The following is a 25,685-nucleotide window of genomic DNA, read 5'->3' as shown; positions in this document are numbered from 1 at the left end:
GCCGGCTCCGTCAGATGACCCTCGGAAAAGCCGCCGTGCGCGTAGGCGCGCCTGCCTCGCGCACTCACCGCAGATCCTCCTGGCAGCGCTGGAGCCAGTCAAGGTCGGCCTGCAGGTGCAACATCGCTCCTTCGATCAGCAGCAGCTCGACATGATTGCCGGGGTCGACACGGTCCGCGAGGTCGTTCAGGTCGCGCATCAGGCCGAGGTAGTGGCGGCGCTGCCTGCTGATCAGCGCCATCCGGTCGGCGATGCCGGTCATCGGGGCGAGCACCAGTTTCATGAAGAACTCGTCGCGCACCCTGGGGCCCTCGGTCGGCTCGGCCGCCCAGGTCACCAGGGCGTCCCGGCCCGCCGCGGTCAGGTGGTACACCTTCTTGTTCGGCCGGTTGGACTGCTCGACGTCGACCGCGCGAACCAGTCCGTCCTTCTCCAACCGGCCCAGGGTGACATAGATCTGGCCGATGTTCGGTGACGGATAGGCACTCCCGAACGTCTGCTCCAGCTCCTGTTTGAGCTCGTACCCGTGGGCAGGTTCCTTCGCAAGGAGAGCCAGCAGCAGCAGCCGCACCCGCACCTCCCCGGCGAGCTCGTTACACGAGCGTTACGGACCATCCGTTGACGCTCACCTTAGCGTCATGCATAACATGCATGCATCTCAACCCTACATAACACGTATGTAGCCCACGAGCTGCGGGAGGACAGATGCGTAATCCGACGATCGCGTTCACGCTGACCGTCCTGCTGCTGTCGGCGTGCTCGGCTCCGGGCGAGGAACGCGGCGGCGATCCGGGCGCGACGGGGGGCGTCGGCCCCCTCACCTTCGTCACCGGGCGCGACACGACCGCCTATCTGCAACCCCTGCTGGACGGCTGGAACGCCGCGCACCCCGCCGAACGCGTCACGCTGCTGGAGCTGCCCGAGGCGGCCGACGAGCAGCGCGCCCAGATGGTCGCCAACCTGCAGGCGGGAAGCGACCGCTACGACGTGCTCGGCCTGGACGTGGTGTGGACCGCCGAGTTCGCCGACGCGGGCTGGATCATCCCGCTGGACCGCACCCGTTTCCCGCTGGACCGCTTCCTCAAACCGGTCGTGGACACGGCCGTCTACCGCGGCAAGTTGTGGGCGGTGCCGTACAGCAGCAACGCCGGTCTCCTCTACTACCGCAAGGACCTGCTCGACAAGGCGGGTCTGCGGCCCCCCAGGACCTGGGAGGAGCTGCGGACGGAGGCGAGACAGCTCAGCGGGAGATCCGGAAAGCACGACATCGGCGGATACGCCGGCCAGTTCCTCGCATACGAGGGGCTGATCGTCAACTTCGCCGAGGCGGTGCAGTCGGCGGGCGGCGAGATCCGCAGCTCCGACGACGGCACGGTCACGATGGACGCCGACAAGGCCAAGACCGGGCTCGACCTGCTGCTGAGGGGGTTCCGCGAGGGCTGGATCCCGCAGGAGGCCCTGACCTACAAGGAGGAGGAGTCCCGCCTGGCGTTCCAGGAGGGACGTCTGTTGTTCGCCCGCAACTGGCCGCACGCCTACGGCCCCGCAACCCGGTCACCGGTCGCGGGGAAGTTCGCGGTGACCCGGCTCCCCGGCCTCAAGGGCCCCGGGTCCGGCTCCCTCGGCGGGCTCAATCTGGCCGTCAGCGCCTACTCCAAGCGGCAGAAGTCCGCGCTGGAGTTCATCCGCTACTTCACCGACCTGCCCAACCAGCGCCGGCTGCTGACCGAGGGATCGTTCCCGCCGGTGTGGGCCGAGTTGTACGACGATCCCGCCCTGATCAAGCGTTTTCCCTACCTGCCGGTCCTGAAGGAGAGCATCCTCGCGGCGCGGCCGCGGCCGGCGGGCCCGAACTACAACCAGGTGAGCCTGGCCATCACCAGCTCGGTCGCCCGAGCGCTCACCCCACCCTTCAAGGAGTCGAGCGACGACGTCATCGCCTCCCTGAAGTCCGAGCTCGACGAGCTCAACCGGACCCGCGGATGAGGGCGACCCCCTCTTGATCCCAGGTCGTCATCCCCACGACATCTTCCCCTTTCGGACTTCGAACGCAGGAGGCCAAGCAGTATGAGAACAGCAAGAGCCGCGATCGTGGCCGCCGGTCTGGCCGTCGCGGTCGCCGCGTGCGGAGGCGGATCCTCACCGAGCACGACGGCCCCGTCCCAGGGCGCTTCCCAGAGCACGTCCCAGGCCGGCGCCAAGCCGCTGCAGGGCGAGAAGATCGAGGTGGCCGCCGTCTGGACCGGCGCGGAGCAGGCCAACTTCGAGAAGGTGCTCCAGGCCTTCGAGGAGAAGACCGGCGCCGACGTGACCTTCGCCTCGACGGGTGACAACATCGGCGCCTACCTCGGCCCCCGCGTCCAGGGCGGCAACCCGCCGGACGTCGCGATCCTGCCGCAGCCGGGCCTGGCCAAGCAGTACGCCCAGCAGAACGCCCTCAAGCCGCTCTCGCCCGAGGTCCTCGCGCAGATCGACCAGAACTACACGCCCTACTGGAAGGACCTGGGCTCGGTCGACGGCAAGGTGTACGGCGTGCTGGTGAAGGCGGCGCACAAGTCGCTGGTCTGGTACCGCCCGCAGGCGTTCGACGACGCCGGGGTCAAGCCCCCGGCCACCTGGGACGAGTTGCTGACCGCCGCGCAGACGATCGCCGACTCGGGCACCGCGCCGCTCTCCCTGTGCGCGGCGTCGGGCTGGACGCTCACCGACCTGTTCGAGAACGTCTACCTGTCCAGCGCCGGACCGGAGAAGTACGACAAGCTCTCCAACCACGAGATCCCGTGGACCGACCCCAGCGTCACCACGGCCCTGGAGAAGCTGGCCCAGGTCGTCGGCAAGAAGGAGTTCCTGCTCGACGGCAGCTCGGGGGCGCTGCAGACCGACTTCCCGACCTGTGTGACCAAGGTCTTCGGCCAGAAGAAGGCCGCGATGATCCCCGAGGCCGACTTCGTGGCCGCCTCGGCCACCCAGAGCGGGGCGAAGATCGGCGAGGACGCCAAGATCTTCCCGTTCCCGAAGGCCGGTGACACCGCGCCCGTGGTGCTCGGCGGCGACGTCGCGGTGGCGATGAAGGACAGCAAGGGCGCGATGGCGCTGCTGGAGTTCCTCACCTCCAAGGAGGGCGGCGAGGTCTGGGCCAAGCTCCCGGGCTACCTGTCCCCCAACCGCAACGTCTCCCCCGACGTCTACCCCGACGAGCTGACCAGGCAGCTGGCGCAGACGATCGTCGCGGGGGGCGAGGCCGTCCGCTATGACATGTCCGACCTCGCACCCAGCGCCTTCGGCGGCACCGAGGGCAAGGGCGAGTGGAAGCTCCTGCAGGACTTCGTGCGCACGCCCTCCGACATCAAGGGCATCCAGCAAAAGCTGGAGGACGAGGCCAAGAAGGCCTGGAAGTAAGGGAAGAGGCCGTGACCGAACGGTTGGACGGCCCGCAGGAACCGCGCGGCGACGACGACGTCGCCCGCGGCTCCTCTCCAGGACCGCACGATTCCCCGGAACCGCACGGTTCTCCGGGACCGCACGGTTCTCCGGGACCGCACGCCCCTCCGGGAGCATCGGACTCCGACGCTCCCGGACCGCACGACTCCGGCTCCGCCGGGCCGCGTGACTCCGGCTCCGCAGAGCCACGCGGCCCCGTCACGGAACCGGCGGTGCCGGCGACACCGGGGGCACCGGTGGCCGGGCCACGCCGCACCACGCGGCTGGGCCCGTCCAAGGTGCTGGCACTGCTGTTCCTGCTGCCCGCGGCGGTCGTCCTGGGCGCGATGGTGATCTACCCGATCATCTACTCGATCTTCCGGAGCCTCTTCGACTCGAGTGGCGGCACCTTCGTCGGCGCCGACAACTACGCGTCGATCTTCAGCGACTCCTCGACGCTCACCACGATCAGGAACAACCTGATCTGGGTCGTGGTCGCCCCCGCCCTGGTCACGGTCATCGGCCTGATCTTCGCGGTGCTGACCGAGCGGATCCGCTGGGCGACCGCGTTCAAGCTGGTGGTCTTCATGCCGATGGCCGTCTCCCTGATGGCCTCCGGCGTCATCTTCCGGCTGGTCTACGAGCAGGATCCGGACCGGGGCGTGGCCAACGCCGTGATCACCTCGGTTCAGAGCCTCTTCGACTCCAGGCAGGGCTATCCGGACGCCAGGCCGCGGGAGAACGACAAGGCCCCGGTCGCCCTGCAACAGGGCGCGGTCGTGACCAGGCAGCCCGTCAGACCGGGGCAGACCGCGCTCATCCCGCTGGTGGGGGTCAAGCCGGACACCCTCGCCTCGGCCTCGGTCGCGAAGGCCCCGCAGGCGGGCCCCGGCGAGGTCGCCGGAACCGTCTGGGTCGACTTCACCCAGGGCGGCGGCGGCACGCTCAACCAGGTGGACGGCACGGAGAAGGCCCTGGCCGGGGTGACGGTGGAGGCGGTACGGGACGGCGCCGTCGCGGCGACCGCGACCACCGGGGCCGACGGGACCTTCCGCCTCACCGGTCTCCCCCAGGGGGACTACCTTCTGCGGCTGCCGCGGTCGAACTTCGAGGCGTCCTTCGGCGGGGTTTCCTGGCTGGGGCCGACCCTGATCACACCGGCGATCATCGGGGCGTTCATCTGGGTGTGGGCCGGTTTCGCCATGGTGCTGATCGCGGCCGGACTCTCGGCCATCCCACGTGACGCGCTGGAGGCGGCCCGCATCGACGGGGCGAGCGAGTGGCAGGTGTTCCGCAAGATCACCGTCCCGCTGCTCTCCCCGGTGCTGCTCGTCGTACTGGTGACCATGATCATCAACACCCTCAAGGTCTTCGACCTGGTCTTCGTGATCGCCCCCGGGTCGGTGCAGCCCCAGGCGAACGTGATCGCGCTGGAGATGTGGCGGGTCTCGTTCGGCGGCGGGGGCGACCAGGGGCTGGGCAGCGCGCTGGCCGTCTTCCTGCTGGTCCTCGTCCTGCCGTTCATGATCATCAACATTCGCCGGTTCAGGAGGGACAACCAATGACGACCTCCGCCCTCGGCGCGCCGCGCCGCGGCCCCCTCGGCCGGGTCCTCGACCGGGTCGGCGGCGGCCTGCTCCAGGCCCTGCTCGCGGTGGTCGGCGTGTTCTGGCTGGTCCCCACGCTCGGCCTGTTCGTGGTCTCGCTCCGCGGCGAGAGCGCGAACAACTCCTCGGGCTGGTGGACGGCGTTCACCCAGCCGGCCGAGCTGACCCTGCGGAACTACTCGAACCTGCTGGCCACCGGCTTCACCTCGTCGTTCTGGAACACCGTGCTCATCACGGTGCCGACGACCGTCCTGGTGATCGGCATCGCGGCCATGGCCGCCTACGCCTTCGCCTGGATGGAGTTCCCCGGCAGGGACACGCTGTTCCTCGTCGTGATCGGCCTTTTGATCGTGCCGGTCCAGATCGCGCTGATCCCGATCGCGAAGCTCTACGGCGCGCTCGGCATCTTCGGCTCCATCGCCGGTGTGGTGATCTTCCACACCGCCTTCGGTCTCCCCTTCGCCATCTTCCTGCTCCGCAACTTCTTCGTGGGCATTCCCGGCTCACTGCTCGAGGCTGCACGGATGGACGGCGCGGGCGAGTGGAAGATCTTCTCGACCGTGGTGTTCCCGCTGGCCAAGCCCGCGATCGCCTCGCTCGGCATCTTCCAGTTCCTCTGGGTCTGGAACGACCTGCTCGTCGCCCTGGTCTTCGCCGACACCGACAACCAGCCGATGACCAAGGCCCTTCAGTCCCAGATGCGACAGTTTGGAACCAACATCGACATTCTCGCTCCTGGTGCCTTTCTGTCGCTGTTAATCCCGTTAGTCCTGTTCTTCGCGTTTCAGAGGTATTTCGTGCAGGGCATGATGGCGGGATCGGTGAAATAAAGGGGCAGGTCCGGTACGGCTCGCGCCGATTTCCCTTGCGAGCCGTACCGGGTCTCAAACCTCGATAAGGTTTTCGGTATGTCCGCACGTCCTTTGAACGAAGTCGTGGAAGCCGGGTGGGCCACGGCCCTGGAACCCGTCGCTGACAAGATCGCCCAGCTGGGCGACTTCCTCCGGCAGGAAGTCGCAGAAGGCAGGCAGTACCTCCCCGCGGGGGCCAACGTGCTCCGCGCCTTCCAACAGCCCTTCGACCAGGTCAAGGTGCTGATCGTCGGGCAGGATCCCTACCCGACGCCGGGCCACCCGATCGGCCTGAGCTTCTCGGTCGCCGCCGACGTGCGTCCGATCCCCGGCAGTCTCCGCAACATCTACAAGGAGCTCACCGAGGACCTCGGGCTGCCGATGCCGAGCAACGGCGACCTGACCCCGTGGACCGAGCAGGGGGTGCTGCTGCTCAACAGGGTGCTCACCGTCATGCCGGGCAAGCCCGCCTCGCACCGCGGCAAGGGCTGGGAGGAGGTCACCGAGCAGGCCATCAAGGCCCTGGTCGCCCGTGACCAGCCGCTGGTCTCGATCCTGTGGGGGCGCGACGCCCGTTCGCTGCGCCCGATGCTCGGCCAGACCCCGGCCATCGAGTCGGCCCACCCGAGCCCCCTGTCCGCCCGCAGCGGCTTCTTCGGCTCCCGCCCGTTCAGCCGCGCCAACGACCTTCTCCAGCAGCAGGGCGTGGCACCGGTCGAGTGGAAGCTCCCTTAGTCCGATCACCTCTCGCCGGGGCACTAGGATTCCACCATGAGTGATGAATCGGGCACCGAACGCTATCTACGTCTGACGGTCGAGCTGACCGTGGAGGTGCAGGACCTCGCCGCACTCCAGGAAGCCGCGCTGAAGGAGATCAACCACCCTGACGCCGACCTGGACGACGACGAGCGCAGGGAGCAGGCGGAAATGGTCTCCGCCGACGACAGCGGAGCAACGGCACTGCAGTGGCTCATCGAGCCGGACCACGTGCTGGGGCTCATCGAGCATGTCGAGCAGATCGAGCCTCGAGAGGCCGTACTGGGGGTCGAGCCCTCAGACGGCCCCTCGGAGGAAGACGACGAGCACGACCATGACCATGACCACGACCACGAGCACTGAGGTCAGTCGTTGACCTCGAAGCCGTCCCCGAAAGCCCAGAGCTGTCCTTCCAGATCGAAGGCCATGTAGACCCTGGCGCCTTCGGGGACGGCCTCGGGTTCCACCACGATCTCCGCCCCCCTGGCGACCGCCTGCTCGTAGTGGGCGTCCAGATCGTCGACCACGACGAACACCCCCTGACTGACCGCGGGCAGGTCGAGCGCGCTGCGCAGGTACGGCTCGCCCGCGCGGACCGAGGCCAGCATGACCACCGCGTTCCCCAGGGTGAGCCGGGCGTATCCGATGCCCCCTCTGGGGCCGGGAATCGTGACCGCGGGCCGGAAGCCGAAGACCTTGCCCAACCAGTCGATGGCGGCCGGGGCATCCTGGTAACGAAGGAACGGAACCACGTGGGGGTTCGACATGCTGCCCTCCATCGAGACGATGCGATGCCTTCAGCCCAGAGCTTGTCACCGTTGGCCGACCCCGTCAGCCCATGGGACACATCTTCCCTTCCAACGATCTTCCCATGAACGTCCCCGTCTCACCCCGTGGATCCCGCACATCGGCGAAACCCCGCCCTGCCCCCGCCCCTCCGTGCTCCCCGTTGGTCCCGAGAGGCTCCCTGTGGGTCCCGAGAGGCTCCCCGTGGGTCCCCAGAGGCTCCCCGTGGGTCCCCAGAGGCTCCCCGTGGGTCCGAGGGCGCTCTCCCCGTTTCGTCTCCGCGCCTTCCCCGCGAGGCTCAGCCCGCGATGACCTCCTCCCTGCGGGCGACGAGAAGGTCGCGCTGACGCGTCAGCTCCTCGCAGCGGGCGGCCAGGTCGCCGACCGTGCCGTTCACCCACTGGCCGATCTCGGCGACCGCCTCGCCGGTGCGGGCGATCCGCTGGTGTTTGATCGCGTCGGTGATGATGTTGTCGAAGAACATGTCGGCGAACCAGCGGGTGTCCACCTCGGGCAACTGGAGGCTCGCGCGCACCCCCACGTCCGCGAGCTCCCTGGAGAAGGCGTCCAGGGCCCCCTGCGCGTGCCAGGCCGCCTCGTCCGCGTTGCGCAGGTGGCCGTGCTCCATCATGTCGGCGAGACCGCCGCCACCGCTCAGCATGTCCCACCGGGAGGCGCCGCGGGCGTTGCCGAGGCTGTGCAGGACCCGGGCGACGGCCTGGGCCGCGGAGACCCCCGCGCCGTGGGCCTCCTCGTGCTCGCGGAGGTCCGCCCGGGTGTCGGCCAGCCGCTGACCGATCTCGGTGAGCTCCCGGCCCCGCGGATCGTCCGACTCCACCAGCAGGCGTTCCTTGCGTTCGAGCAGCGCGGCGAACTCCTCGCGGGCCGTGCCGACCTCGGCCAGGCCGCTCTCCACGGTCGCCCTGTCGGCCTCCAGCCACCGCAGGCGGGTCCGCTGGCCCTCCAGCCGCTCCCGCAGCGCCTGGGCCTCGGCCCGTTCCCTGGCGAGCCTCTCCTCCTTGGAGCCGGCGAGCCCGGCCAGGAACGCCGCGAAGCCGCCCGCCTCGAGTTTGGCGACGTCGTGCTCCTCCTTGGCGAGCCGGTCTTCGAGGTCGACGAGCAACTGCCCGACTTCGTCGAGTTGCAGGGCCAGCGTCCGATGCCGGGTGGTCAGTTGTTCCAGCCGCCGCACCCGCTCACGGGCGGCGCGCAGGTCGTCGTCGATGTCGTCGAAGGAGATCACACCTGTGCGACGCGCGGCGGTGGGGAATCGTTCCGCACGTGACATATCGGGGATTGCGGTCATACCCCACGCTCCGCCGTCCCCCGTCCGGGGACGGTGTGGGACGGCGACCGGTTCGTCGTCCCCTGCGCGGGGACGGCTCGGAAGGAGGCCGGCCCGCTGCCCCTGTCCGGGGGTCCGGGGGCGGCCCGGAAGGGTGGCCGACCCGCTGCCCGCCGGGAAGACGGACAGCGGGTCACACGCACCCCCGCGTCGGTCCCCCTGTCCGCGCGAGGGGGCGGAGTCCGTTCGCCGCGCGCCGGACCGCTCAGTCCATCGAGACGAGCGGTGCGGGATATCCCCTGACCCCCCTGGGCAGACGCCACGGCTCGTAGATCATTTTTATCGGCACGGCGTCCAGCTCCGGCAGATAGCGCCGGATGTACTCCCCCTCCGGATCGAACCGCCTGGCCTGCCTGACCGGGTTGACGATCCGGTTGGGGCGGGTGTCGTTGCCGGTTCCGGCCACCCACTGCCAGTTGCCGTAGTTGTTGGGCACGTCCCCGTCGAACAGCAGGCCGAAGAAGTGCTCGGCGCCCACCCGCCAGTCCACCTGCAGCCGCCTGACCAGGAACGACGCCGTGAGCATCCGGGCCCTGTTGTGCATCCAGCCCTCGGCGAGCAGCTGCCGCATGCCCGCGTCCACGATCGGCACCCCGGTCCTGCCCTCCTTCCACGCCTGCGCCGCGTCCCGGTCGTCGCGCCACACCTGCCCGCGCGGCCGGTAGTCGTCCCGGTTGATGCGCGGGAAGGCGAGCGTGACCTGGTGGAAGAAGTCACGCCAGCACAGCTGCCTGACGAAGTCGGCACCACCTTCGGAGAGCGACTCCAGCTCCAGCGGCGACAGGCAGCCGAAGCGCAGGTAGGGGCCGAGCTTGGAGGTGCGGTTGCCCGCGAGGTCGTCGTGGCCGTCGGCGTAGTCGTCGACGCAGTACTTCAGCCACTGCCTCATCCGCTCGCGCGCCACCGTCTCCCCACCCCTGAACAGCCCGTGCGACGCGCGCCTCGACACCGGCAGCGGGCCCGCCTCCACCCCCTCGGGGAAGGACACCTTCTCCGGCGCGTCGAGCACCCGCCTGCGCCGGTGGTCGCTCCAGGCCCGCCAGTAGGGGGTGAAGACCCGGTAGTGGTCGCCGCCGCCGGAGGGCCTCAGGGCTCCGGGCGGCACGATCGTCACGCCGGGGAAGGTCAGGAACTCCATCCGGTTCCGCTCGCACTCCTCGGCCAGCAGCCGCTGCCTGCGCCGGGCGAGCGCGCTGACGTCCTCGCTGACGTAGACGCCCTGGGCCGAGACCTCCCGCGCCAGCCGTACGGCCTGCGCCACCGGATCCCCCCAGCGGACCGCGAGATCACCGCCCCGCCCGCGAAGGGACTCCCGCAGATCGGCGAGACTCTCGGCCAGGAAGGCCGTCCGGGGACCCGCCGACAGGGCGGGGTCGACCACGAAGAGGGGCACCACGTGACGCGCGTGCGCGCACGCGGCCGCCAGCGCGGGATGATCGTGCACCCGCAGGTCCCGGTTGAGCAGGACGACGACGTTCTCCATCATGGACTGACCTTCGTAACTCCGGAGCCGGTGGTTGCATCCACCGGGGACCGAGTGCTCGAAGAAACCTCATGGACGGAGGGGCCACCCGGACCGGCCGGAAGTCCGCGGGGGGATCGTGGGTGTTATCGGACGGAGTGAGCCAAGGGTGGACAGGCAGGGCCAGGGGGTCGACGACGGTGACCCGGGCTACGGCATCGGGGCTGTGGCGCGCCGGCTCGGTGTACCCGCCCCCACCCTGCGCACCTGGAACCTGCGCTACGGGATCGGCCCGAGCCGCCGCAGCCCGGGCGGCCACCGCCGCTACGACACCGACGACCTGCACCGCCTTGAGGAGATGAACCGGCTCATCAGGAGCGGGGTCCCGGCCGCCGACGCCGCGCGTGAGGTCCTGAGGATCGGGGCCGCCCCGCCCGGCCCCGCGGCGGCGGAGGCCCCGCCCGCCCCTGAGCCCGTTCCCGAGCCCCTACCGGGCGTGCCTGCTCCCGGACCCGTACCTGGTGTGCCTGCTCCCGAGCCCGTCCCGGGTGTGCCCGGCCGCCCGGCGCCCGAGGCGGTCCGGTACAGACCGCCGCTTCCGTCGGCCGCCGCCCGCGAGAAACTTCCCCCCGCCGCGCCGCGGCCCAGGCCTGAGATCCCGACCGCGGCGATGCTGGCGCGGGCCGCCGTCGCGCTGGACAGCCAGACCGTCTCCGGCTGGATCGACGTGGCGCTGTCCAGGAACGGCGTCATGTGGACCTGGGAGCACCTGGTGATGCCGGTCTTCGAGACGATCTGCAGACGTCAGGCGGAGACCGGCGCGAGCGTCGAGGTCGAGCACCTGTTCTCCGACCGGGTGCTGGCCGCGCTGACCCGGCTCATCGAGCATCCCTCCTGGCCCATCAACGACCGTCCGGTGCTGCTGGCCTGCGCCGAGGAGGAGCAGCACAGCCTGCCGCTCTACGCGCTGGCCGCCGTACTGGGCCGCGACTACCACGTCGAGACACGCGTGCTGGGCGCGCGGACGCCGTACGGGGCCCTCCGTGACGCGATGCACCGCCTCGGCCCCTCGGTGGTCTTCGTCTGGTCCCAGCTGCGGGAGACCGGCGACCCGGCGCCGCTGACCTCGCTGCCCCGGCTACGCCCGCCGAGCCGCGTCGTCGTGGGCGGCAGGGGATGGTGGGACGACCTGCCGCCGGAGATTCCACGCGTGACCTCGTTCGCCGAGGCGCTCACCCGGATCGTCTCCTCCGTACGCTGACCGCGCTGTTTTCGCGGCGCCCGGCGGCGTCGCGGGCCTGGACGCCCTTGAGCCGGCGTCCTCCCTCGTCACTCCGTCGCTTCGCCTCCGCGTTCCTCAGCCCGGACACCGTCCGCCGGGGCCGGCTCCGCACCACACCGGCCTCCCCCGTCAAGGTTGCGTTCTCTCCGGCCGAGGAGTATGAATAAGTTTTGAATAGGTTTTCTCGGCAAGGGGAGTCACCATGACAGGCACCCTGAACGTCCGGCTCGCCGAGGGCGACGACACCGCGCTGGCCGAGTGCTTCCGCACTCACGGCACGCTCATCCGCTCCTACCTGCGCCGTTTCGTGCCTCCGCAGGATGTGGAAGACCTGCAGCAGATCGTGTTCGCAGAGGTCTGGCGGTCACGGCACCGCTTCGATCCGGCCCGCAGCCTCCCCGCCTGGCTGCTCGGCATCGCGCACAATCGGGCGGTGGACCACCTGCGGGCGCGGGCACCCCGGACGGTACCGCTGGACGTGGTCGCCGACCCCGCGGGCCAGGACGGCCGGACGCACGGGGACGGCGTGGCCGAGCGCGACCAGGTCCAGCGCGCGCTGGCCGAGCTGCCCGCCCCGCAACGCCAGGCCATCGAGCTCGCCTACTACGGCGACCTGACCCAGCGTGAGATCGCCGAACGGCTGAGCGTGCCGCTCGGCACCGTCAAGGCCCGTACGGCCCGCGGCCTGCGCCGCCTGTCGGACCTGCTCACCCCGGTCGCCGCGTGAGCCGCGTGAGCCGCGTGAGCCGCGTGAACGGCGTGAACGGCGTGGACCGCGTGGACCGCGTGGACCGCGTGGACCGCGTGGACCGCGTGGACCGCGTGGACCGCGTGGACCGCGTGGACCGCGTGGACCGCGTGAACGGCATGGACGGCGTGGACCGGCGGGGCGGGATGAGCGGGGAGAGCGGCGGCGGCCCGAGCCACGTCGGCCGCCCCCGGGGGGAGATCAGGCCCAGGGTCGCGGTTTCGAGCTGCCTGATGGGCGAACTCGTCCGGTTCAACGGCGGCCACAGCCGCGACAGGTTCCTCAACGGGGAGCTGGACCCCTACGTCGACTGGGTGCGTGTCTGCCCGGAGATGGAGATCGGCCTCGGCGCCCCGCGCGAGAGCCTCCGCCTCGAACGCTCCCCGGCGGGACCGCGCCTGGTCACCCGCAGGAGCGGGATCGACCTGACGGACAGGATGACGTCCCTGGCCGTACGGCGGGCACGCGCCCTCGACGTGGACGGCTACGTGTTCAAGTCGAGAAGCCCCAGCTGCGGAGTGCACGGCATCCCGGTCCACGCGGGCGACACCGTCGTCGACCGCAGGGGCGTCGGCGTGTTCGCGGCCCTGATCCTCCGGGCGCACCCGCTGCTGCCGGTCGAGGACGAGGGGCGGCTGAACGACGCGCTGCTCCGCGAGACGTTCGTGGAGCGGATCTTCGCGCACGCCCGGCTGCGCGCGCTGCTGGAGAGCGACTGGCACGCACGCGACCTGGTCGCCTTCCACTCCCGGCACAAGATGCAGATGCTGGCCCACGACCCCGCGGCCTACCGCGAGGCGGGCCGGCTGGTGGCCCTGGCGGGCGTGCGCCCCCGCGAGGAACTGGCCGCCGACTACGCCCGCGCGTTCGGCACGGCCTTCGCCAGGAAGGCGAGCATCGGGCGCAACGTCAACGTGCTCCAGCACTGCCTGGGGATGATGAGCGACTCCCTGGACGCGGCCAGACGGGCCGACATGGCGGAGGTCATCGCCTCCTACCGGGCCGGCCGGATCGCGCTCAGCGTGCCCACCACCCTGCTCCGCCACCACGCGCGGGGCCAGGACGCCGGGTACGTCAGGGATCAGACCTACTTCGCGCCCTATCCGGAGGAGCTCCGCCTGCGCAACCACGTCCCCGCCTGAGCCCGCCCCGGCGCTCCCCCTCCCGGGCGTGCGCGGGGTTCGACCGCCTCCGGGCCGGAAGGCTCGGCCGGTCCGGAGGTTCGAACGGCCGCCCCGGAACGCCCCTCCCGGAACGACCGTCCCCGGAACGACCGCCCTCGGGCCGGCCCCCGGACAGGCCGCTCCGAGTGCCGACCCGGGCGACCGACGCCGACGGTCGTCCCCGGCCGCGGATCCGGGGTCAGCCGGTCTTCACCACGGCCAGCGAGCGGGCGGGCAGGAACAGCTCCTCCCCGTTCAGGGCCGTCGAGGGGTCGGAGGCGAGCAGGACGCGACCGGGGGCGAGCCGTACGGTGAGCGCGACCGGCCCCAGGTTCGCCGCCACCCGCAGCGTTCCCCGGTGGACGACCAGCCAGTCCTCGCCGTGCTCGACCCGGACCCGGTCCAGCCTCGGGTCGGTGAGCTCCGGGTGCGCGCGGCGCAGCGCGACCAGCGCCCGGTACCAGTCGAGGTGGGCCCGGTGGGCGTCGTCGTCCAGCTCGCTCCAGTCGAGCTTGGAGCGCAGGAAGGTCAGCTCCTCACCGGGGTCCGGGGCCTTCTCCGCCCAGTCGTCGTAGCCGAAGCCGACGAACTCCCGCCGCCGCCGCTCCGCCTCGCCCTCCCGCAGTCGGGGCTCGACGTGGTCGGTGAAGAACAGGAACGGCGTGCGCGCCCCCCACTCCTCGCCCATGAACAGCATGGGGGTGAACGGCGAGGTCAGCAGCAGCCCGGCGGCCAGCCGCAGCGCCTCGGGCGGCATCCGGTCGCCCTCGGCGCGGTTGCCGATCTGGTCGTGGTTCTGGGCGCAGCACACGAAGCGGTATCCCGGCACGTGGCGGGCGGGGCGGCCGTGGGAGCGCCCCCTGAAGGCCGAGTAGGTCCCGTCGTGGTAGTAGCCCGAGGTCAGCACCTTGGCCAGTGCCCCGGCGAAGTCCTCGTAGTAGCCGTGCCGTTCCCCGGTCACCGCCACGTGCAGCGCGTGGTGGACGTCGTCGTTCCAGACGGCGGCCAGGCCGTACCCTCCGGCCTCCCTCGGGGTCATCAGGCGGGGGTCGTTGAGGTCGGACTCGGCGATCAGCGTCAGCGGCCTGCCGACGGCCGCGGACAGCGCCTCGGTCTCGGCCGCCAGCTCCTCCAGCAGGTGCGTGGCCCGCGTGTCGCGCAGCGCGTGCACGGCGTCGAGGCGCAGGCCGTCGACGTGGTAGTCGCGCAGCCACTGCAGCGCGTTGCCGACGAAGTAGCGGCGCACCTCGTCGGAGCCGGGACCGTCGAGGTTGACCGCCTGCCCCCAGAAGGAGGAGGCGGTGGGGTGGAAGTAGGGGCCGAAGGGGGCCAGGAAGTTGCCCGACGGGCCGAGATGGTTGTGGACGACGTCGAGGATCACGCCGATCCCGCGCCGGTGGCAGGCGTCGACGAAACGCTTGAGCCCGTCGGGGCCGCCGTAGTTGTCGGTGACGGCCCACAGGTCGACCCCGTCGTAACCCCAGTTGCGCCCGCCGGGCACCGGGGCCACCGGCATGATCTCCACGAAGTCGACGCCCAGCGCGGCGAGGTGCGGAAGTCTCCCGATCGCCGCGTCGAAGGTCCCCTCGGGGGTGAAGGCGCCGACGTGCAGCTCGTAGATCACCGAGCCGGGCAGGTCGCGCCCGCGCCACAGATCGTCGCTCCAGACGAACCTGTCGTGCTCGTAGACCCTGCTGGGCCCGAAGATCCCCTCCGGCTGCCACCGGGAGCGCGGGTCCGGCAGCGCCTCACCGCCGTCCAGGCGGAACCGGTAGTCGGTGCCGTGCCCGGCGCCCGGCACCTCCGCCGACCACCAGCCGCCCGCCCCCGCCGTCATCGGGTGGCGGACCTCCCCGATCTCCACCTCGACCGCCGCCGCCTGCGGCGCCCAGACCTCGAACACGGGCCTACTCCCTTTCCAGAAGCGCGACGGGAAGCGCGGACAGCAGGTGGGCGAGCGGGATCCGCCCGGTGTGCTCGGCGCCGGACAGCAGGTCCCGCCAGCTGCCGTGCGGCAGCGTGATCGTGTCGCTCCCCCAGCCGCCGCGCCTGGCCAGCCCGACCGGCAGCCGGGTGGCGACGGCGACCGCCCGGTCACCGCGCGCGAAGGCGACCGCGTGCTCTCCGGCCTCGATCGGGACGTACGGCAGCGCCGGGTCCAGCCGCCGGCGCAGGTGCAGCGCCCGGGTGGTGACCAGCAGCTTGTCCTCGTCCCACGACCGCCCCGGACCCGCCGGGCCTCCGGCGAGCAGCGCGCGACGGCGCGCGAAGTCGACGGGGCGGCGGTTGTCCGGGTCCACCAGCGAGAAGTCGGTGATCTCGTTGCCCCAGTAGAGGTCGGGCACCCCGGGCATCATGAGCTGGACGAGCTTCTGGCCCAGGGAGTTGGACCGGGCGTACGGCTCGATCACGGCGGCGAACTCGGCGACCGAGGCGCCGCACTCGTCGACGGCCCGGGTGACGAAGTCGCGGATGCCCCGCTCGTAGCCGGGATCGGGGGTGGCCCAGGAGATCGAGGTCTTGGCCTCGCGTGCCGCCTTGAACAGATACTCGAAGAACCTGTCCTCGCCGATCGGCCAGGCGGCCATCAGGTTCTGCCAGGCGAGATGGTCGAGCACCGGGTCGAAGGAGACCTTCGCCGACCACTCCCCGACCGCCGCCGCCCACTCGTGGGGCAGTTCGGACAGCACGGCCAGGCGGGCGCGCACGTCCTCGGAGCGCTTGGTGTCGTGCGTGGACAGGGTCGTCATCGTGCCCGGCGCCATCTCCCGGCAGAACGCGTGGAAGCCGTCGACCGTCCCGTCGAACCGGTCGGGCTCGCCGCCCACCTCGTTCAGGCACGACAGCGGGTACCACCGGTAGAGCGCGGTGTCCTCGACCCCCTTGGCCATCACGGGGCCACAGGTCTGCTGGAAGCGGATGACCGCCTCGGCGGGGCCGTACAGCACCCTGTCGACGACCTCGGCCACCGGGGCGCCCTCGGGCAGCCTGGCGGCGGCGACCCGCCCGGCCTGCTCGACGATCTCGGCCGAGATCGCGGGCACCGGCTCCCCCGGCACCGCGTACGCCCGGTAGACCGGCATCGCGGCCAGCAGCTCGACGAGCGTCTCGCGGTCGGAGCCGACGACGGCGTGCAGCCGGTCGATCTCGGCGGAGAAGAACAGGTCGAGGACCTCCCGCTTGGACCGCCTGACGACCGCGGCGTAGTCGCGGGGCATCCCGGTCCGCGCGGCGAACAGCTCGACGAGCGGCTTCCGGCCCGCCGGGTCGACGAACAGCCGGGTGATCCGGTTGAGCACCTCGTAACCCGTGGTGCCGTCGCAGTCCCAGTCGGCGGGCAGCCGCTCGGGACCGACCAGGATCTTCTCCGCCACCGTCCACACCCCCGAGGCCTCGCGGAGCCTGGCCAGGTAGCCGCGCGGGTCGGCCAGGCCGTCGGGGTGGTCGACCCGCAGACCGTGGACGACGCCCGCCTCGACCAGGCTCAGGATCACCTCGTGGGTGGCGTCGAACACGGCGGGGTCCTCCACCCGCAGCCCGATCAGCGAGGACACGTCGAAGAAGCGCCGGTAGCCGGGCCCCTCGCGCCAGTCGACCAGCCGGTAGTGGATGCCGGGCAGCGGGAACTCGTGCTCGTGGTAGCGGAGCACGCCGCCGTCGGCCACCGGCTCGACGGCGTCGCCGAGCACCGGCATGTTCACCCTGCCGCCGCCACCGTCCCAGTCGATGTCGAACCACGACGCGTACGGCGACGCCCGCCCCTCCCGCAGCACCGACCACAGCTGCCGGTTGCCCGTCTCGGGCACCGGGATCGTCATGTGGTTGGGCACGATGTCCACGACGACTCCCAGGCCGTACGCGGTCAGCGTCTCCGACAGCGCCCGCAGTCCCTCCAGGCCGCCGAACTCCTCCCTGATCCGGGAGTGGTCGGTCACGTCGTAACCGTGCCGCGAGTGCGGCGTCGCCTGCAGGATCGGCGACAGGTAGACGTGGCCGACCCCCAGATCTCGCAGGTAGGGGGCCAGCTCGGCCACCTCGGCGAAGCCGAAGTCGGGGGTCAGCTGGACGCGGTAGGTCGACAGCGGCGCGGGGCAGGACCCCTCAGACCCCTCAGACCCCTCAGACCCCTCAGACACGGACCCCTCAGACCCCTCAGACACGGACCCCTCAGACCTCTCAGACACGTCGCAACACCCTCACCGACCGTCCGACCACCGGAACCTTCTCGCCCGCCCGGCACAGCCGGGTGTCCACCGTGATCGGCATCGCGGTGTCGATCTCCGTCAGCCACATCTCGCCGTAGTCCTTCGGGATGGTGAATTCGATGACGTCGTTGTGGGCGTTGAACAGCAGCAGGAACGAGTCGTCGACGATCTGCCGCCCCCTGCGGTCGGGTTCGGTGATGGCCTCGCCGTTCAGGAAGACCGCCAGCGACTTGGCGTAGCCCACGTTCCAGTCGGCGTCGGTCATCCGCTCCCCCTGGGGGGTGAACCAGGCGATGTCGCTGAGGTTGTCGCCCGAGCCCCGTACCGGGCGGCCGTAGAAGAACCGGCGCCTGCGGAAGACCGGGTGGTCGGCGCGGAGCCTGGCCAGGCGCCGGGTGAACTCCAGCAGCAGCCAGTTCTCCCTGATGTCGGACCAGTCGACCCAGCTCAGCTCGTTGTCCTGGCAGTAGACGTTGTTGTTGCCCCGCTGCGTGCGGCCCAGCTCGTCTCCGTGGGAGATCATCGGTACGCCCTGGGACAGGAACAGCGTGGTCAGGAAGTTGCGCTTCTGCTGCTCGCGCAGCGACTCGATCGCGAGCGAGGCAGGCCCCTCGGCGCCGCAGTTCCAGGAACGGTTGTCGTCGGTCCCGTCCCGGTTGTTCTCGCCGTTGGCCTCGTTGTGCTTGCCGTTGTAGGAGACCAGGTCCTGCAGGGTGAACCCGTCGTGGCAGGTGACGAAGTTGATCGAGGCGGCGGGCCTGCGGCTGTCGTCCTGGTACAGGTCGCTCGAACCGGTCAGCCGGGAGGCGAACTCCGGCAGGGAGGCCGGTTCCCCCCGCCACAGGTCGCGGATCGTGTCGCGGTACATGCCGTTCCACTCGGTCCACCGGGCGGGGAAGTTGCCGACCTGGTAGCCGCCGGGGCCGACGTCCCACGGCTCGGCGATGAGCTTGACCTGCGACAGCACCGGGTCCTGCTGCACCAGGTCGAAGAAGGCGCTCAGCCGGTCGACCTCGTGCAGCTCCCGCGCCAGCGTGGCCGCCAGGTCGAACCGGAACCCGTCCACGTGCATCTCGATGACCCAGTAGCGGAGCGAGTCCATGATCAGCTGAAGCACGTGCGGGGAGCGCATGAGCAGGCTGTTGCCGGTCCCGGTGGTGTCCATGTAGTACTGCTTGTCGTCGTCGACCAGCCGGTAGTAGCCGGGGTTGTCGATCCCCCGCATGCTCAGCGTCGGCCCCAGGTGGTTGCCCTCCGCCGTGTGGTTGTAGACGACGTCGAGGATGACCTCGATGTTCGCCTCGTGCAGCGCCTTGACCATGGCCTTGAACTCCAGCACCTGCCCGCCGCGCTGGCCGGTGCTCGAATAGGCGTTGTGCGGGGCGAAGAACCCGATGCTGTTGTAACCCCAGTAGTTCGTCAGGCCCCGCTCGGTCAGGACCTGGTCGACGACGAACTGGTGCACCGGCATCAGCTCGATCGCCGTCACCCCGAGCCCCGTCAGATGGTCGATGATCTCCGGGTGGCCGATGGCCGCGTAGGTGCCGCGGATCCGTTCGGGGATCTTCGGGTGGTTCACGGTCAGGCCCTTGACATGCGCCTCGTAGATGACCGTGTCGTGGTACGGCGTCGCGGGCGGACGGTCGTGTCCCCACCCGAAGAACGGGTTGATCACGATGGAGCGGGGGACGAACGGGGCGGAGTCGGCGTCGTTGCGGCTGTCCGGCTGCCCGAAGCGGTAGCCGTACACCGCCTCGTCCCACCTCACGTCTCCCTCGACCGCCTTGGCGTAGGGGTCGAGCAGGAGCTTGGCGGGGTTGCACCGCAGCCCCCGCGCCGGGTCGTAGGGGCCGTGCACGCGGTAGCCGTAGCGCTGCCCCGGGCCGATGCCCGGCAGGTATCCGTGCCAGACGTACCCCTCGCACTCGGTGAAGGGAACCCTCGTCTCCCGGTTGTCCTCGTCGAACAGGCACAGCTCGACCCGCTCCGCGGCCTCGGTGAAAAGCGCGAAGTTGGTCCCCGCGCCGTCGTAGGTGGCCCCGAGGGGATAGGGGTCACCAGGCCAGATCTCGATCATTGCACCGCCCTTCAGCGGTGGGAGAACATGCCCCACGTTCTCCCCGTCATGCACGCATGCCCACCTTTGCCATCGTGAACGTGGCCCCACATACGGACATTGACCGCTCCGGCGGCGAGATGCCAGGTGACATGGGAGTATTCCCTGCTCTCCGGCGGGAGGACAGGATCTCGCCCGGCGATTCGCGCGCCCTCCTCACAGGCCGGGTCCGGCGGCCCTCAGCGGGCGGGCGCGCACCGGCCGGTCAGCTCCCGCAGCGCGGGCTCGTACCGGGCCAGCCCCGCGCGTCCGACGAACTCCTCCGCCGCCCGCAGGTGGGCCGAGGCACGCCCGGCGTCGCCCTCCAGCAGGGCGAGCCGTCCCAGGCACAGGTCCGTCACCGACCAGCCGAGCAACCGGCCCGCGTTCGGCGCGAGCAGCCGGTACAGGATCCGTCCGGCGGCCGTCTCGCCGAGCGCGGCGCAGATCTCGCTGAGGGCGTCCGGCACGAACCGGTACGGCAGGTCGGGGCCGACGGCCGCGAAGCCGTCACCGGCGAGGTCGGCGAAGACGGCACGCGCCTCCCCCGCCCTGCCCAGGTCGATCAGGGCCAGGCAGCGCAGGATCTGCCAGGGCCGCTGCCCCGGGCGCCGGTCGAGCATCTCCCCGGCCACCGCGAGCGCCTCGTCGGCCGCGCCCCGCGCCCTCAGCGCGAGGAACCGGAAGACCCCGCGCCGCAGTTCGGCGTCGTCCCGGCCCAGCACCCCCTCGGGGTAGGCCGCCGCGGACGCGTCGGCCGCGGCGAGCGCCTCGGTGATACGTCCGCCCAGGTAGGCGTGGACCGCGCGCTGCCAGGCCGCCAGGCTCACCATCGAGGGCAGCCTGAGCCGGTCCGCGGTCTCGGTGAGCCAGTCCAGCAGCTCCGGGGCCCGTTCCGTCCTGCCCTGCGCGGTCAGCTCGACGTAGGCGGTCTCCCGGCCGATCCACTCGGTGGCCAGGTCGCCGGTCCTGCGGCCGATCTCGGTGATCTCGTCGATGACCGCCTGCCTGCGGTCGTGGTCGTGGTCGGTCCTGGACAGCAGCTCCTGGACGATCAACGCCCGGGCCAAGGTCCTGTCGTCGCCGGTGCGCCGGGCCAGCCGTACGGCCTCCCCTGCCATCGCCGCGCTCTCCTCGACGGGCCTGACCGTCGAACCGGTCATCGCCGCGGCGGCGAGCAGCTGGGCCCGCCACGGCGACCCCTCGGCCAGACCGGAGGCGAGGACCCTGTCGATGCGCTCGGCGAGCCTGCCGATGCCGGTCGTCTCCTCGTACATGGCCAGGGAGATCGGGTCGGAGAAGCCGAGCGCCGCCCTGGCCAGCCGGTTGTCGTCACCGAGCCCCTCGGCGATCTCCGCGGCGGCCTCCAGGGAGGCGTGGGCCGCGACGCTCATCCCCGCCGCGGCCTGGGCCTCCGCCAGGTCGAGGAGCAGGTCGCAGCGGAGCGCGTCGTCGGAGCGGGGCAGCCGGTCGACCAGCGCGAGCGCCTGCTCCAGGTTCTCGACCGCGTCCTCGTGGGCGAACTGCGCCGTGGCCTGGGCCGCGGCGCGCCGGGTGTAGCCGATGGCCTTGCCCGCCATCCTGGCGGTGAGCAGGCTCTCACGGTAGTGGTGGGCGATCTCGGTGAGCCGGGTCCCGCTCCGCGCCTCCAGCACCTCGGCGATGCGGGCGTGCAGCCGTCTGCGGCGCAGCGGCGGCAGCGCCTCGCGCAGCGCGTCACGGACGATGTCGTGGACGAAGCGGCAGGCGAGGCCCTCGCCCTCGGTCAGCAGCCGGGCCCGGACCGCGGCGTCGACGATGTCCAGCACCCGTTCCTCCGGCAGCCCGGCCACCTGGACCAGCAGGTCCGTCTCGGCGTCCCTGCCGAGCAGCGCCGCGACGGTCAGCACCTCCTCGGTCTCCGGCGGCAGGTCCGCCATCCGGCCGCGCACGACGTCGGACAGTCCCTCGGGGGTCTCGCCGAGCTGCAGGACCTCCCCCATGAAGAACGGGTTGCCCGCGGTCAGCCTGCCCATCTCCGCGGCGCGGTCCGGGTCGGCGCCCGCCCGGCCGAGATACTCGCGGATCTCCTCCTCCCCGAGGCCCCGCAGCAGGAGCCGCCGCACGTGCGGCAGCCGCAGCAGCGCGCCGAGCGCCTGCTCCAGCGCCCCGCCGGGACGCACGTCGGTGTCGCGGTAGGTCGCGACCACGGTCAGCCCCGGGCAGAGCCGGGTCGAGGCGAGGAACTCCAGCAGCCGCAGCGACGAGGCGTCCGCCCACTGGAGGTCGTCGAGCACCACCAGGACACGGCCGTGCCCGTTGAGCAGCCGGGCGAAGGCCTCGTAGAGCTGGAAGCGCCCGCTTCCCGCGAGCCTGGCGAGTCCGCCGTCCCCGCCCGCCAGATCCTGTACGGCCTGCGTCCACGGCCAGAAGGGCGGCGCGCCGGTGCCGTCCCAGCAGCGGCCCCACACCACCCGCCGCCCCAGGGCGCGGGCGGTCTCGGCCGCCTGCTCGGCGAGGCTGGTCTTGCCGATGCCCGGCTCCCCGGCCAGCAGTACCACCCGGTGGCCGTCGGCGGCGATCGCCGCCTCCAGCGCCTCGGTCTCGGCGTCCCTGCCGACCAGCCGGGACCCGCGCGCGAGCGTCACGGTCTCCCGGGGGACGAGGGCGGGGTCCTGGTCGAGGATGCGCCGTTCCATCTCCCTGGAGCGGGGGTCGGGGTCCAGGCCCAGTTCCTCGACCAGCAGCCTGCGTCCCTCGGCGAGCACGGCCAGCGCGTCGGCCTGCCGCCCCGCCTGGTAGAGGGCGTGGGCGCCGAGCACGCGCAGGCGCTCCCTGAACGGGTGGGCCGCGACCAGCTGCGCCAGCTCGCCGACGCGCGAGGCCCCGAGGCCGAGCGCGAGATCGTTCTCCGCGACGTCCTCTCCCAGGGCCAGCCGCAGTTCGGTCAGGTGGGCGATCTCCTCCTCGGCCCACCGGGCGCCCGCGAAGTCCGCGAGCGGCTCCCCGCGCCACTCCTCCAGCGCCAGCCGGAGGAGTCCGCCGGCGGCCTCGTGGTCGCCCGCCGCGGCCAGCCGCCTGCCCTCGGCCGCGTGGCCGCGCACCCTGGCCAGGTCGAGCGCGCCCTCGGGGACCTCAAGGGCGTACCCGCCCGGTCTGCTGACCAGGATCGTGGGCGGCACCTGCCGTCTCCTGCCGGGTTCGAGGACGCGGCGCAGCTTGGAGATGTAGGCCTGAACGGCGTTGGCCGCCCTGGGCGGCGGCCTGTCCTCCCAGAGGGCGTCCATCATCCGGTTCGGCCCGACCGGACGGGGCGCGGCGAGCATGCACAGGGCCAGTACGGCCCGTTGCTGGTAGGGCCCGACGTCCAGCGGTACCCCGTCGTCGGCGATCACACCGACCGGCCCCAGCACACGAAAGTCCATCCGGCCACCTCGTTCACGAACTCGGCAGATGTTAGCCGTTCCGGCCCGTGCCGCGACCGCCCTCCCCCTCTCCCACTCCCGAATCCCCGTCGACCTCCCCTCTCCCACTCCCGCCACCGCTCTCCAACTCCCGCCACCGCGAACGACACCACCGGCCGGCAGGGGCTGCGCGCCCAACCCCCCTCACCCCGCCCGGGGGTGCTCACGGCGCCGGTACGGCGAGCGGTGGGACGTGGCGGGGCGGCGCCGGTGAGCGGCGCGCGGCCCGGTGGGCGTTCCCGATCGGCTCACGGGTCAGCGCCGCTCCCACAGCCACAGGCGGTCGATCCGCCCGGTGCCGTCACACAGCGAGCATCCTCTCTCCGAACCGGAACCGGTTTCGCGACCGGAAGCCGCCGTGACCGCCGGGGCCGGTGGGGTCATTGGGGCCACCGGGGCCGGTGGGGTCATTGGGGCCGCCGGGGTCGGCGGAGTCGGCGGGGTCGGCGGGGTCGCTGAGCCCGGGCAGCCGGCCCTACCTTCGCCGTGACACAATCCGCACTCCAGCAGGGCGGCGAACCTGGCGTCCCGGTAACTGCGCCGCAGCAACCGGCCCCTGCCGATCTGCCACTCCTGCACCCAGGCGAACGAATCCGGCTCCCCGAAGATCCAGCCGTCTAGCGCACGCAGGTAAATGATCAGTAGGCTTGTCATAGCGGTCCGGCCGCCGATCCGGACCTGCATGTCATGTCTCAAGGATCGTCACCTCCTTGAAGGTTCGTCCCGGTAGGACCCCCTCTTCACTTTTACCCTGGCTTGTGCCATTGACGGCTACCTTTGGCAATTGCCACAGGAATGTACCTCTGGCGGTTACCTTCCGAGATTGCCATATGATGTTGTCGTTTGCTTGTACCGTCCCCATGACCTGGGAAGACTCCCGGATGTGAAGCGGCAGCCGCCTGCTTCGTCAACAGAAGAAGGTGAGCGCGATGGCCGGAACCAACCCCACTCTGCGCCGCCGACAACTCGCCGGCCGTCTGCGGGAGCTCCGCGAACAGGCGGGCAGGAGCATCAGGGACGCCGCCGAGCACCTCGAATGCTCACCGGCGAAGATCAGCCGCATCGAGACCGCGCAGCGCGGCGCGCTCCCCCGGGACGTGCGTGATCTCTGCCTCTACTACGGGATGACCGACCAGACGCAGATCGACGCCCTGATGACCCTGGCCCGGGAGGCCAAGCAGCAGGTGTGGTGGCAGGAGACGGAGGACGTCGACTTCCGGGCGTTCCTCGGCCTGGAGATCGACGCGACCTCGATCTCCGAGTACGAGACGACGACCGTTCCCGGTCTCCTCCAGACCGAGGACTACGCCCGAGCGATCATCAAGGGATATCTCCCGCGAATGAGCTCCGAAATCCTCGAGGAGCGGGTCGCCTACCGCCTGCGGCGCCAGGAACGCCTGCACGGGCCCCAGCCGCCCAATTACTGGGTTCTCCTCGACGAGTCGGTGCTGCACCGCCACGTGGGCGGGGCCGCCGTCATGAGAAAGCAACTGGAGCATCTCGGAAAGGTCTCCGAACTCCCTCATGTGACCATCCAGGTGATTCCTTTTACCATCGGCGCGCACATGGGGTTCGACACTGCTTTCAATTTACTGGAGTTCTCCGATCCGACGATCGGCGACACGGTCTATCTCGATACCCTGATGGGTAGCTTCTACCTGGAGAAGGCCAAAGAACTTGAGCGTTTCAGGGAGACGCTCAACCATCTTCGCGCGGTGGCGCTGAGCCCACAGGAGTCGGCGGTCCACATCGCGAGGGCATGCGACAGGTTCGCGACCTGACCGGCGCGCCCTGCCATGCAGGAAACCATCCCGACAAATTCTCACGGAGAGACGATGACGTCTTCCAACCCTGCCGATTTCTCCACTCTTGAGTGGCGGGTGTCAAGCCGGTGCAACAACGGCTCCTGCGTCGAGGTCGCCGCGCTTCCCGGCGGAGGCGTGGGCGTGCGTGACGGCAAGCACAGGAGTGGACCGGTGCTGGAGTTCACGGTCGCCGAATTCCGGGACTTCGTGAACGGCATCAAGGACGGAAGTCTCGGCCTGTAGAAACCGCCCCTCAAAAAGGGGAGCGACATGGCATCGAACGGCACCGAGGGAGAACCCCGGCGGTGCCGTTTTTCTGTCCCGGCGGTTCGCTCTCTTTCTCGCGCGGCCCGCGGAATTGATTTCCGGCGTCACACCGGGCACTCCCCGCCCAGCGGCCACAGCGGAAAGCACGGGCCGGCGGCGCGGGAATGGACTACAATTCCCCTGACGCGGCGCTCTGCTGCGAAGAGTCGTCAATCTTTCCGGGAGGAAACGCATGGACGACGGCTCGCGGTTCGACGGGGCCACCTGGCGGTCGGGGTGCAACAACGGCAACTGCGTCGAGGTCGCCGCGGAACACGGCCGGGTCGGCGTGCGCGACGGCAAGGACCACGGAGACGGCCCCGTCCTGTCGTTCACCCTCGAGGAGTGGAGGGCGTTCATCGCCGCCGCGAAGAACGGGGAGTTCGACCTCTGAGCTGGGCTTCTTACCGG

Annotated in this window: 20 protein-coding genes; 12 read left to right on the top strand and 8 right to left on the bottom strand. The window is 70.9% G+C overall.

Annotation, left to right across the window (positions count from 1 at the left end):
- Window positions 1–64 precede the first annotated feature (64 nt).
- Window positions 65–571 (bottom strand): PadR family transcriptional regulator, encoded by a 507-nt coding sequence (locus tag AB0N02_RS05345; RefSeq protein WP_363942979.1) that lies wholly within the window; start codon window positions 569–571, stop codon window positions 65–67.
- Window positions 572–705: 134 nt separating this feature from the next.
- On the opposite strand from AB0N02_RS05345, the gene AB0N02_RS05340 reads away from it, so the two are divergent.
- From AB0N02_RS05340 to AB0N02_RS05315, 6 genes are all read left to right on the top strand, one after another.
- The gene (locus tag AB0N02_RS05340) at window positions 706–1,986 is read left to right on the top strand and encodes an ABC transporter substrate-binding protein (protein ID WP_363942977.1); all 1,281 of its coding nucleotides are present in this window, start codon (window positions 706–708) and stop codon (window positions 1,984–1,986) included.
- Between the two features lie 81 nt (window positions 1,987–2,067).
- Window positions 2,068–3,399 carry an ABC transporter substrate-binding protein gene (locus AB0N02_RS05335; RefSeq protein WP_363942976.1) on the top strand — a complete coding sequence of 444 codons (1,332 nt, stop codon included), beginning with the start codon at window positions 2,068–2,070 and terminating at the stop codon, window positions 3,397–3,399.
- Window positions 3,400–3,653: 254 nt separating this feature from the next.
- Complete coding sequence (locus AB0N02_RS05330) at window positions 3,654–4,985, top strand: sugar ABC transporter permease (RefSeq protein ID WP_363942974.1); 1,332 nt, start codon at window positions 3,654–3,656, stop codon at window positions 4,983–4,985.
- Window positions 4,982–5,857 carry a carbohydrate ABC transporter permease gene (locus tag AB0N02_RS05325; protein ID WP_363942972.1) on the top strand — a complete coding sequence of 292 codons (876 nt, stop codon included), beginning with the start codon at window positions 4,982–4,984 and terminating at the stop codon, window positions 5,855–5,857. The genes AB0N02_RS05330 and AB0N02_RS05325 overlap by 4 nt, the downstream gene beginning before the upstream one ends.
- 78 nt (window positions 5,858–5,935) lie before the next feature.
- Window positions 5,936–6,613 (top strand): uracil-DNA glycosylase, encoded by a 678-nt coding sequence (locus tag AB0N02_RS05320; RefSeq protein ID WP_363942971.1) that lies wholly within the window; start codon window positions 5,936–5,938, stop codon window positions 6,611–6,613.
- A 36-nt stretch (window positions 6,614–6,649) separates the two neighbouring features.
- A complete protein-coding gene (locus tag AB0N02_RS05315; RefSeq protein WP_363942969.1) occupies window positions 6,650–6,997 on the top strand; it encodes a hypothetical protein in 348 nt (115 codons plus the stop codon).
- 2 nt (window positions 6,998–6,999) lie between these two features.
- Here AB0N02_RS05315 and AB0N02_RS05310 read toward each other — a convergent pair whose 3' ends face one another.
- The 3 genes from AB0N02_RS05310 to AB0N02_RS05300 form a co-directional block, all read right to left on the bottom strand.
- Complete coding sequence (locus tag AB0N02_RS05310) at window positions 7,000–7,401, bottom strand: VOC family protein (protein ID WP_363942967.1); 402 nt, start codon at window positions 7,399–7,401, stop codon at window positions 7,000–7,002.
- 317 nt (window positions 7,402–7,718) lie between these two features.
- Window positions 7,719–8,708: a hypothetical protein gene (locus AB0N02_RS05305; RefSeq protein WP_363942966.1), complete on the bottom strand. Its 990-nt coding sequence runs from the start codon at window positions 8,706–8,708 to the stop codon at window positions 7,719–7,721.
- 262 nt (window positions 8,709–8,970) lie between these two features.
- Window positions 8,971–10,251: a deoxyribodipyrimidine photo-lyase gene (locus tag AB0N02_RS05300; protein WP_363942964.1), complete on the bottom strand. Its 1,281-nt coding sequence runs from the start codon at window positions 10,249–10,251 to the stop codon at window positions 8,971–8,973.
- Between the two features lie 145 nt (window positions 10,252–10,396).
- Here AB0N02_RS05300 and AB0N02_RS05295 point away from each other — a divergent pair, with 145 nt between their 5' ends.
- The 3 genes from AB0N02_RS05295 (at window position 10,397) to AB0N02_RS05285 (ending at window position 13,399) form a co-directional block, all read left to right on the top strand.
- Window positions 10,397–11,488, top strand: a complete 1,092-nt coding sequence (locus AB0N02_RS05295; protein WP_363942962.1) for a MerR family transcriptional regulator — start codon at window positions 10,397–10,399, stop codon at window positions 11,486–11,488.
- Window positions 11,489–11,711: 223 nt separating this feature from the next.
- The gene (locus AB0N02_RS05290; protein WP_363942960.1) at window positions 11,712–12,236 is read left to right on the top strand and encodes a sigma-70 family RNA polymerase sigma factor; all 525 of its coding nucleotides are present in this window, start codon (window positions 11,712–11,714) and stop codon (window positions 12,234–12,236) included.
- Window positions 12,237–12,403: 167 nt separating this feature from the next.
- Window positions 12,404–13,399 carry a DUF523 and DUF1722 domain-containing protein gene (locus AB0N02_RS05285; RefSeq protein WP_363943429.1) on the top strand — a complete coding sequence of 332 codons (996 nt, stop codon included), beginning with the start codon at window positions 12,404–12,406 and terminating at the stop codon, window positions 13,397–13,399.
- Between the two features lie 220 nt (window positions 13,400–13,619).
- On the opposite strand, the gene treZ is transcribed toward AB0N02_RS05285, so the two are convergent.
- From treZ to AB0N02_RS05265, 4 genes are all read right to left on the bottom strand, one after another.
- Complete coding sequence (gene treZ, locus AB0N02_RS05280) at window positions 13,620–15,323, bottom strand: malto-oligosyltrehalose trehalohydrolase (RefSeq protein WP_363942958.1); 1,704 nt, start codon at window positions 15,321–15,323, stop codon at window positions 13,620–13,622.
- Window positions 15,324–15,327: 4 nt separating this feature from the next.
- Complete coding sequence (treY, locus tag AB0N02_RS05275) at window positions 15,328–17,556, bottom strand: malto-oligosyltrehalose synthase (RefSeq protein WP_363942956.1); 2,229 nt, start codon at window positions 17,554–17,556, stop codon at window positions 15,328–15,330.
- 40 nt (window positions 17,557–17,596) lie between these two features.
- Complete coding sequence (gene glgX / locus AB0N02_RS05270; RefSeq protein WP_363942954.1) at window positions 17,597–19,702, bottom strand: glycogen debranching protein GlgX; 2,106 nt, start codon at window positions 19,700–19,702, stop codon at window positions 17,597–17,599.
- Between the two features lie 218 nt (window positions 19,703–19,920).
- Entirely contained in the window at window positions 19,921–23,124 is a 3,204-nt protein-coding gene (locus tag AB0N02_RS05265; protein ID WP_363942952.1) for a BTAD domain-containing putative transcriptional regulator, read from the bottom strand.
- Window positions 23,125–24,092: 968 nt separating this feature from the next.
- Here AB0N02_RS05265 and AB0N02_RS05260 point away from each other — a divergent pair.
- The 3 genes from AB0N02_RS05260 (at window position 24,093) to AB0N02_RS05250 (ending at window position 25,668) form a co-directional block, all read left to right on the top strand.
- Entirely contained in the window at window positions 24,093–24,944 is an 852-nt protein-coding gene (locus tag AB0N02_RS05260) for a helix-turn-helix transcriptional regulator (RefSeq protein ID WP_363942950.1), read from the top strand.
- Window positions 24,945–24,998: 54 nt separating this feature from the next.
- Entirely contained in the window at window positions 24,999–25,211 is a 213-nt protein-coding gene (locus tag AB0N02_RS05255; RefSeq protein ID WP_363942948.1) for a DUF397 domain-containing protein, read from the top strand.
- A 256-nt stretch (window positions 25,212–25,467) separates the two neighbouring features.
- Window positions 25,468–25,668: a DUF397 domain-containing protein gene (locus AB0N02_RS05250; protein ID WP_363942946.1), complete on the top strand. Its 201-nt coding sequence runs from the start codon at window positions 25,468–25,470 to the stop codon at window positions 25,666–25,668.
- Window positions 25,669–25,685: the final 17 nt, after the last annotated feature.

Origin of the sequence: Streptosporangium sp. NPDC051022 (assembly GCF_040683035.1) — a bacterium.
Classification (GTDB): Bacteria; Actinomycetota; Actinomycetes; order Streptosporangiales; family Streptosporangiaceae; genus Streptosporangium.
This window is presented reverse-complemented; position numbering and strand designations above follow the sequence as displayed.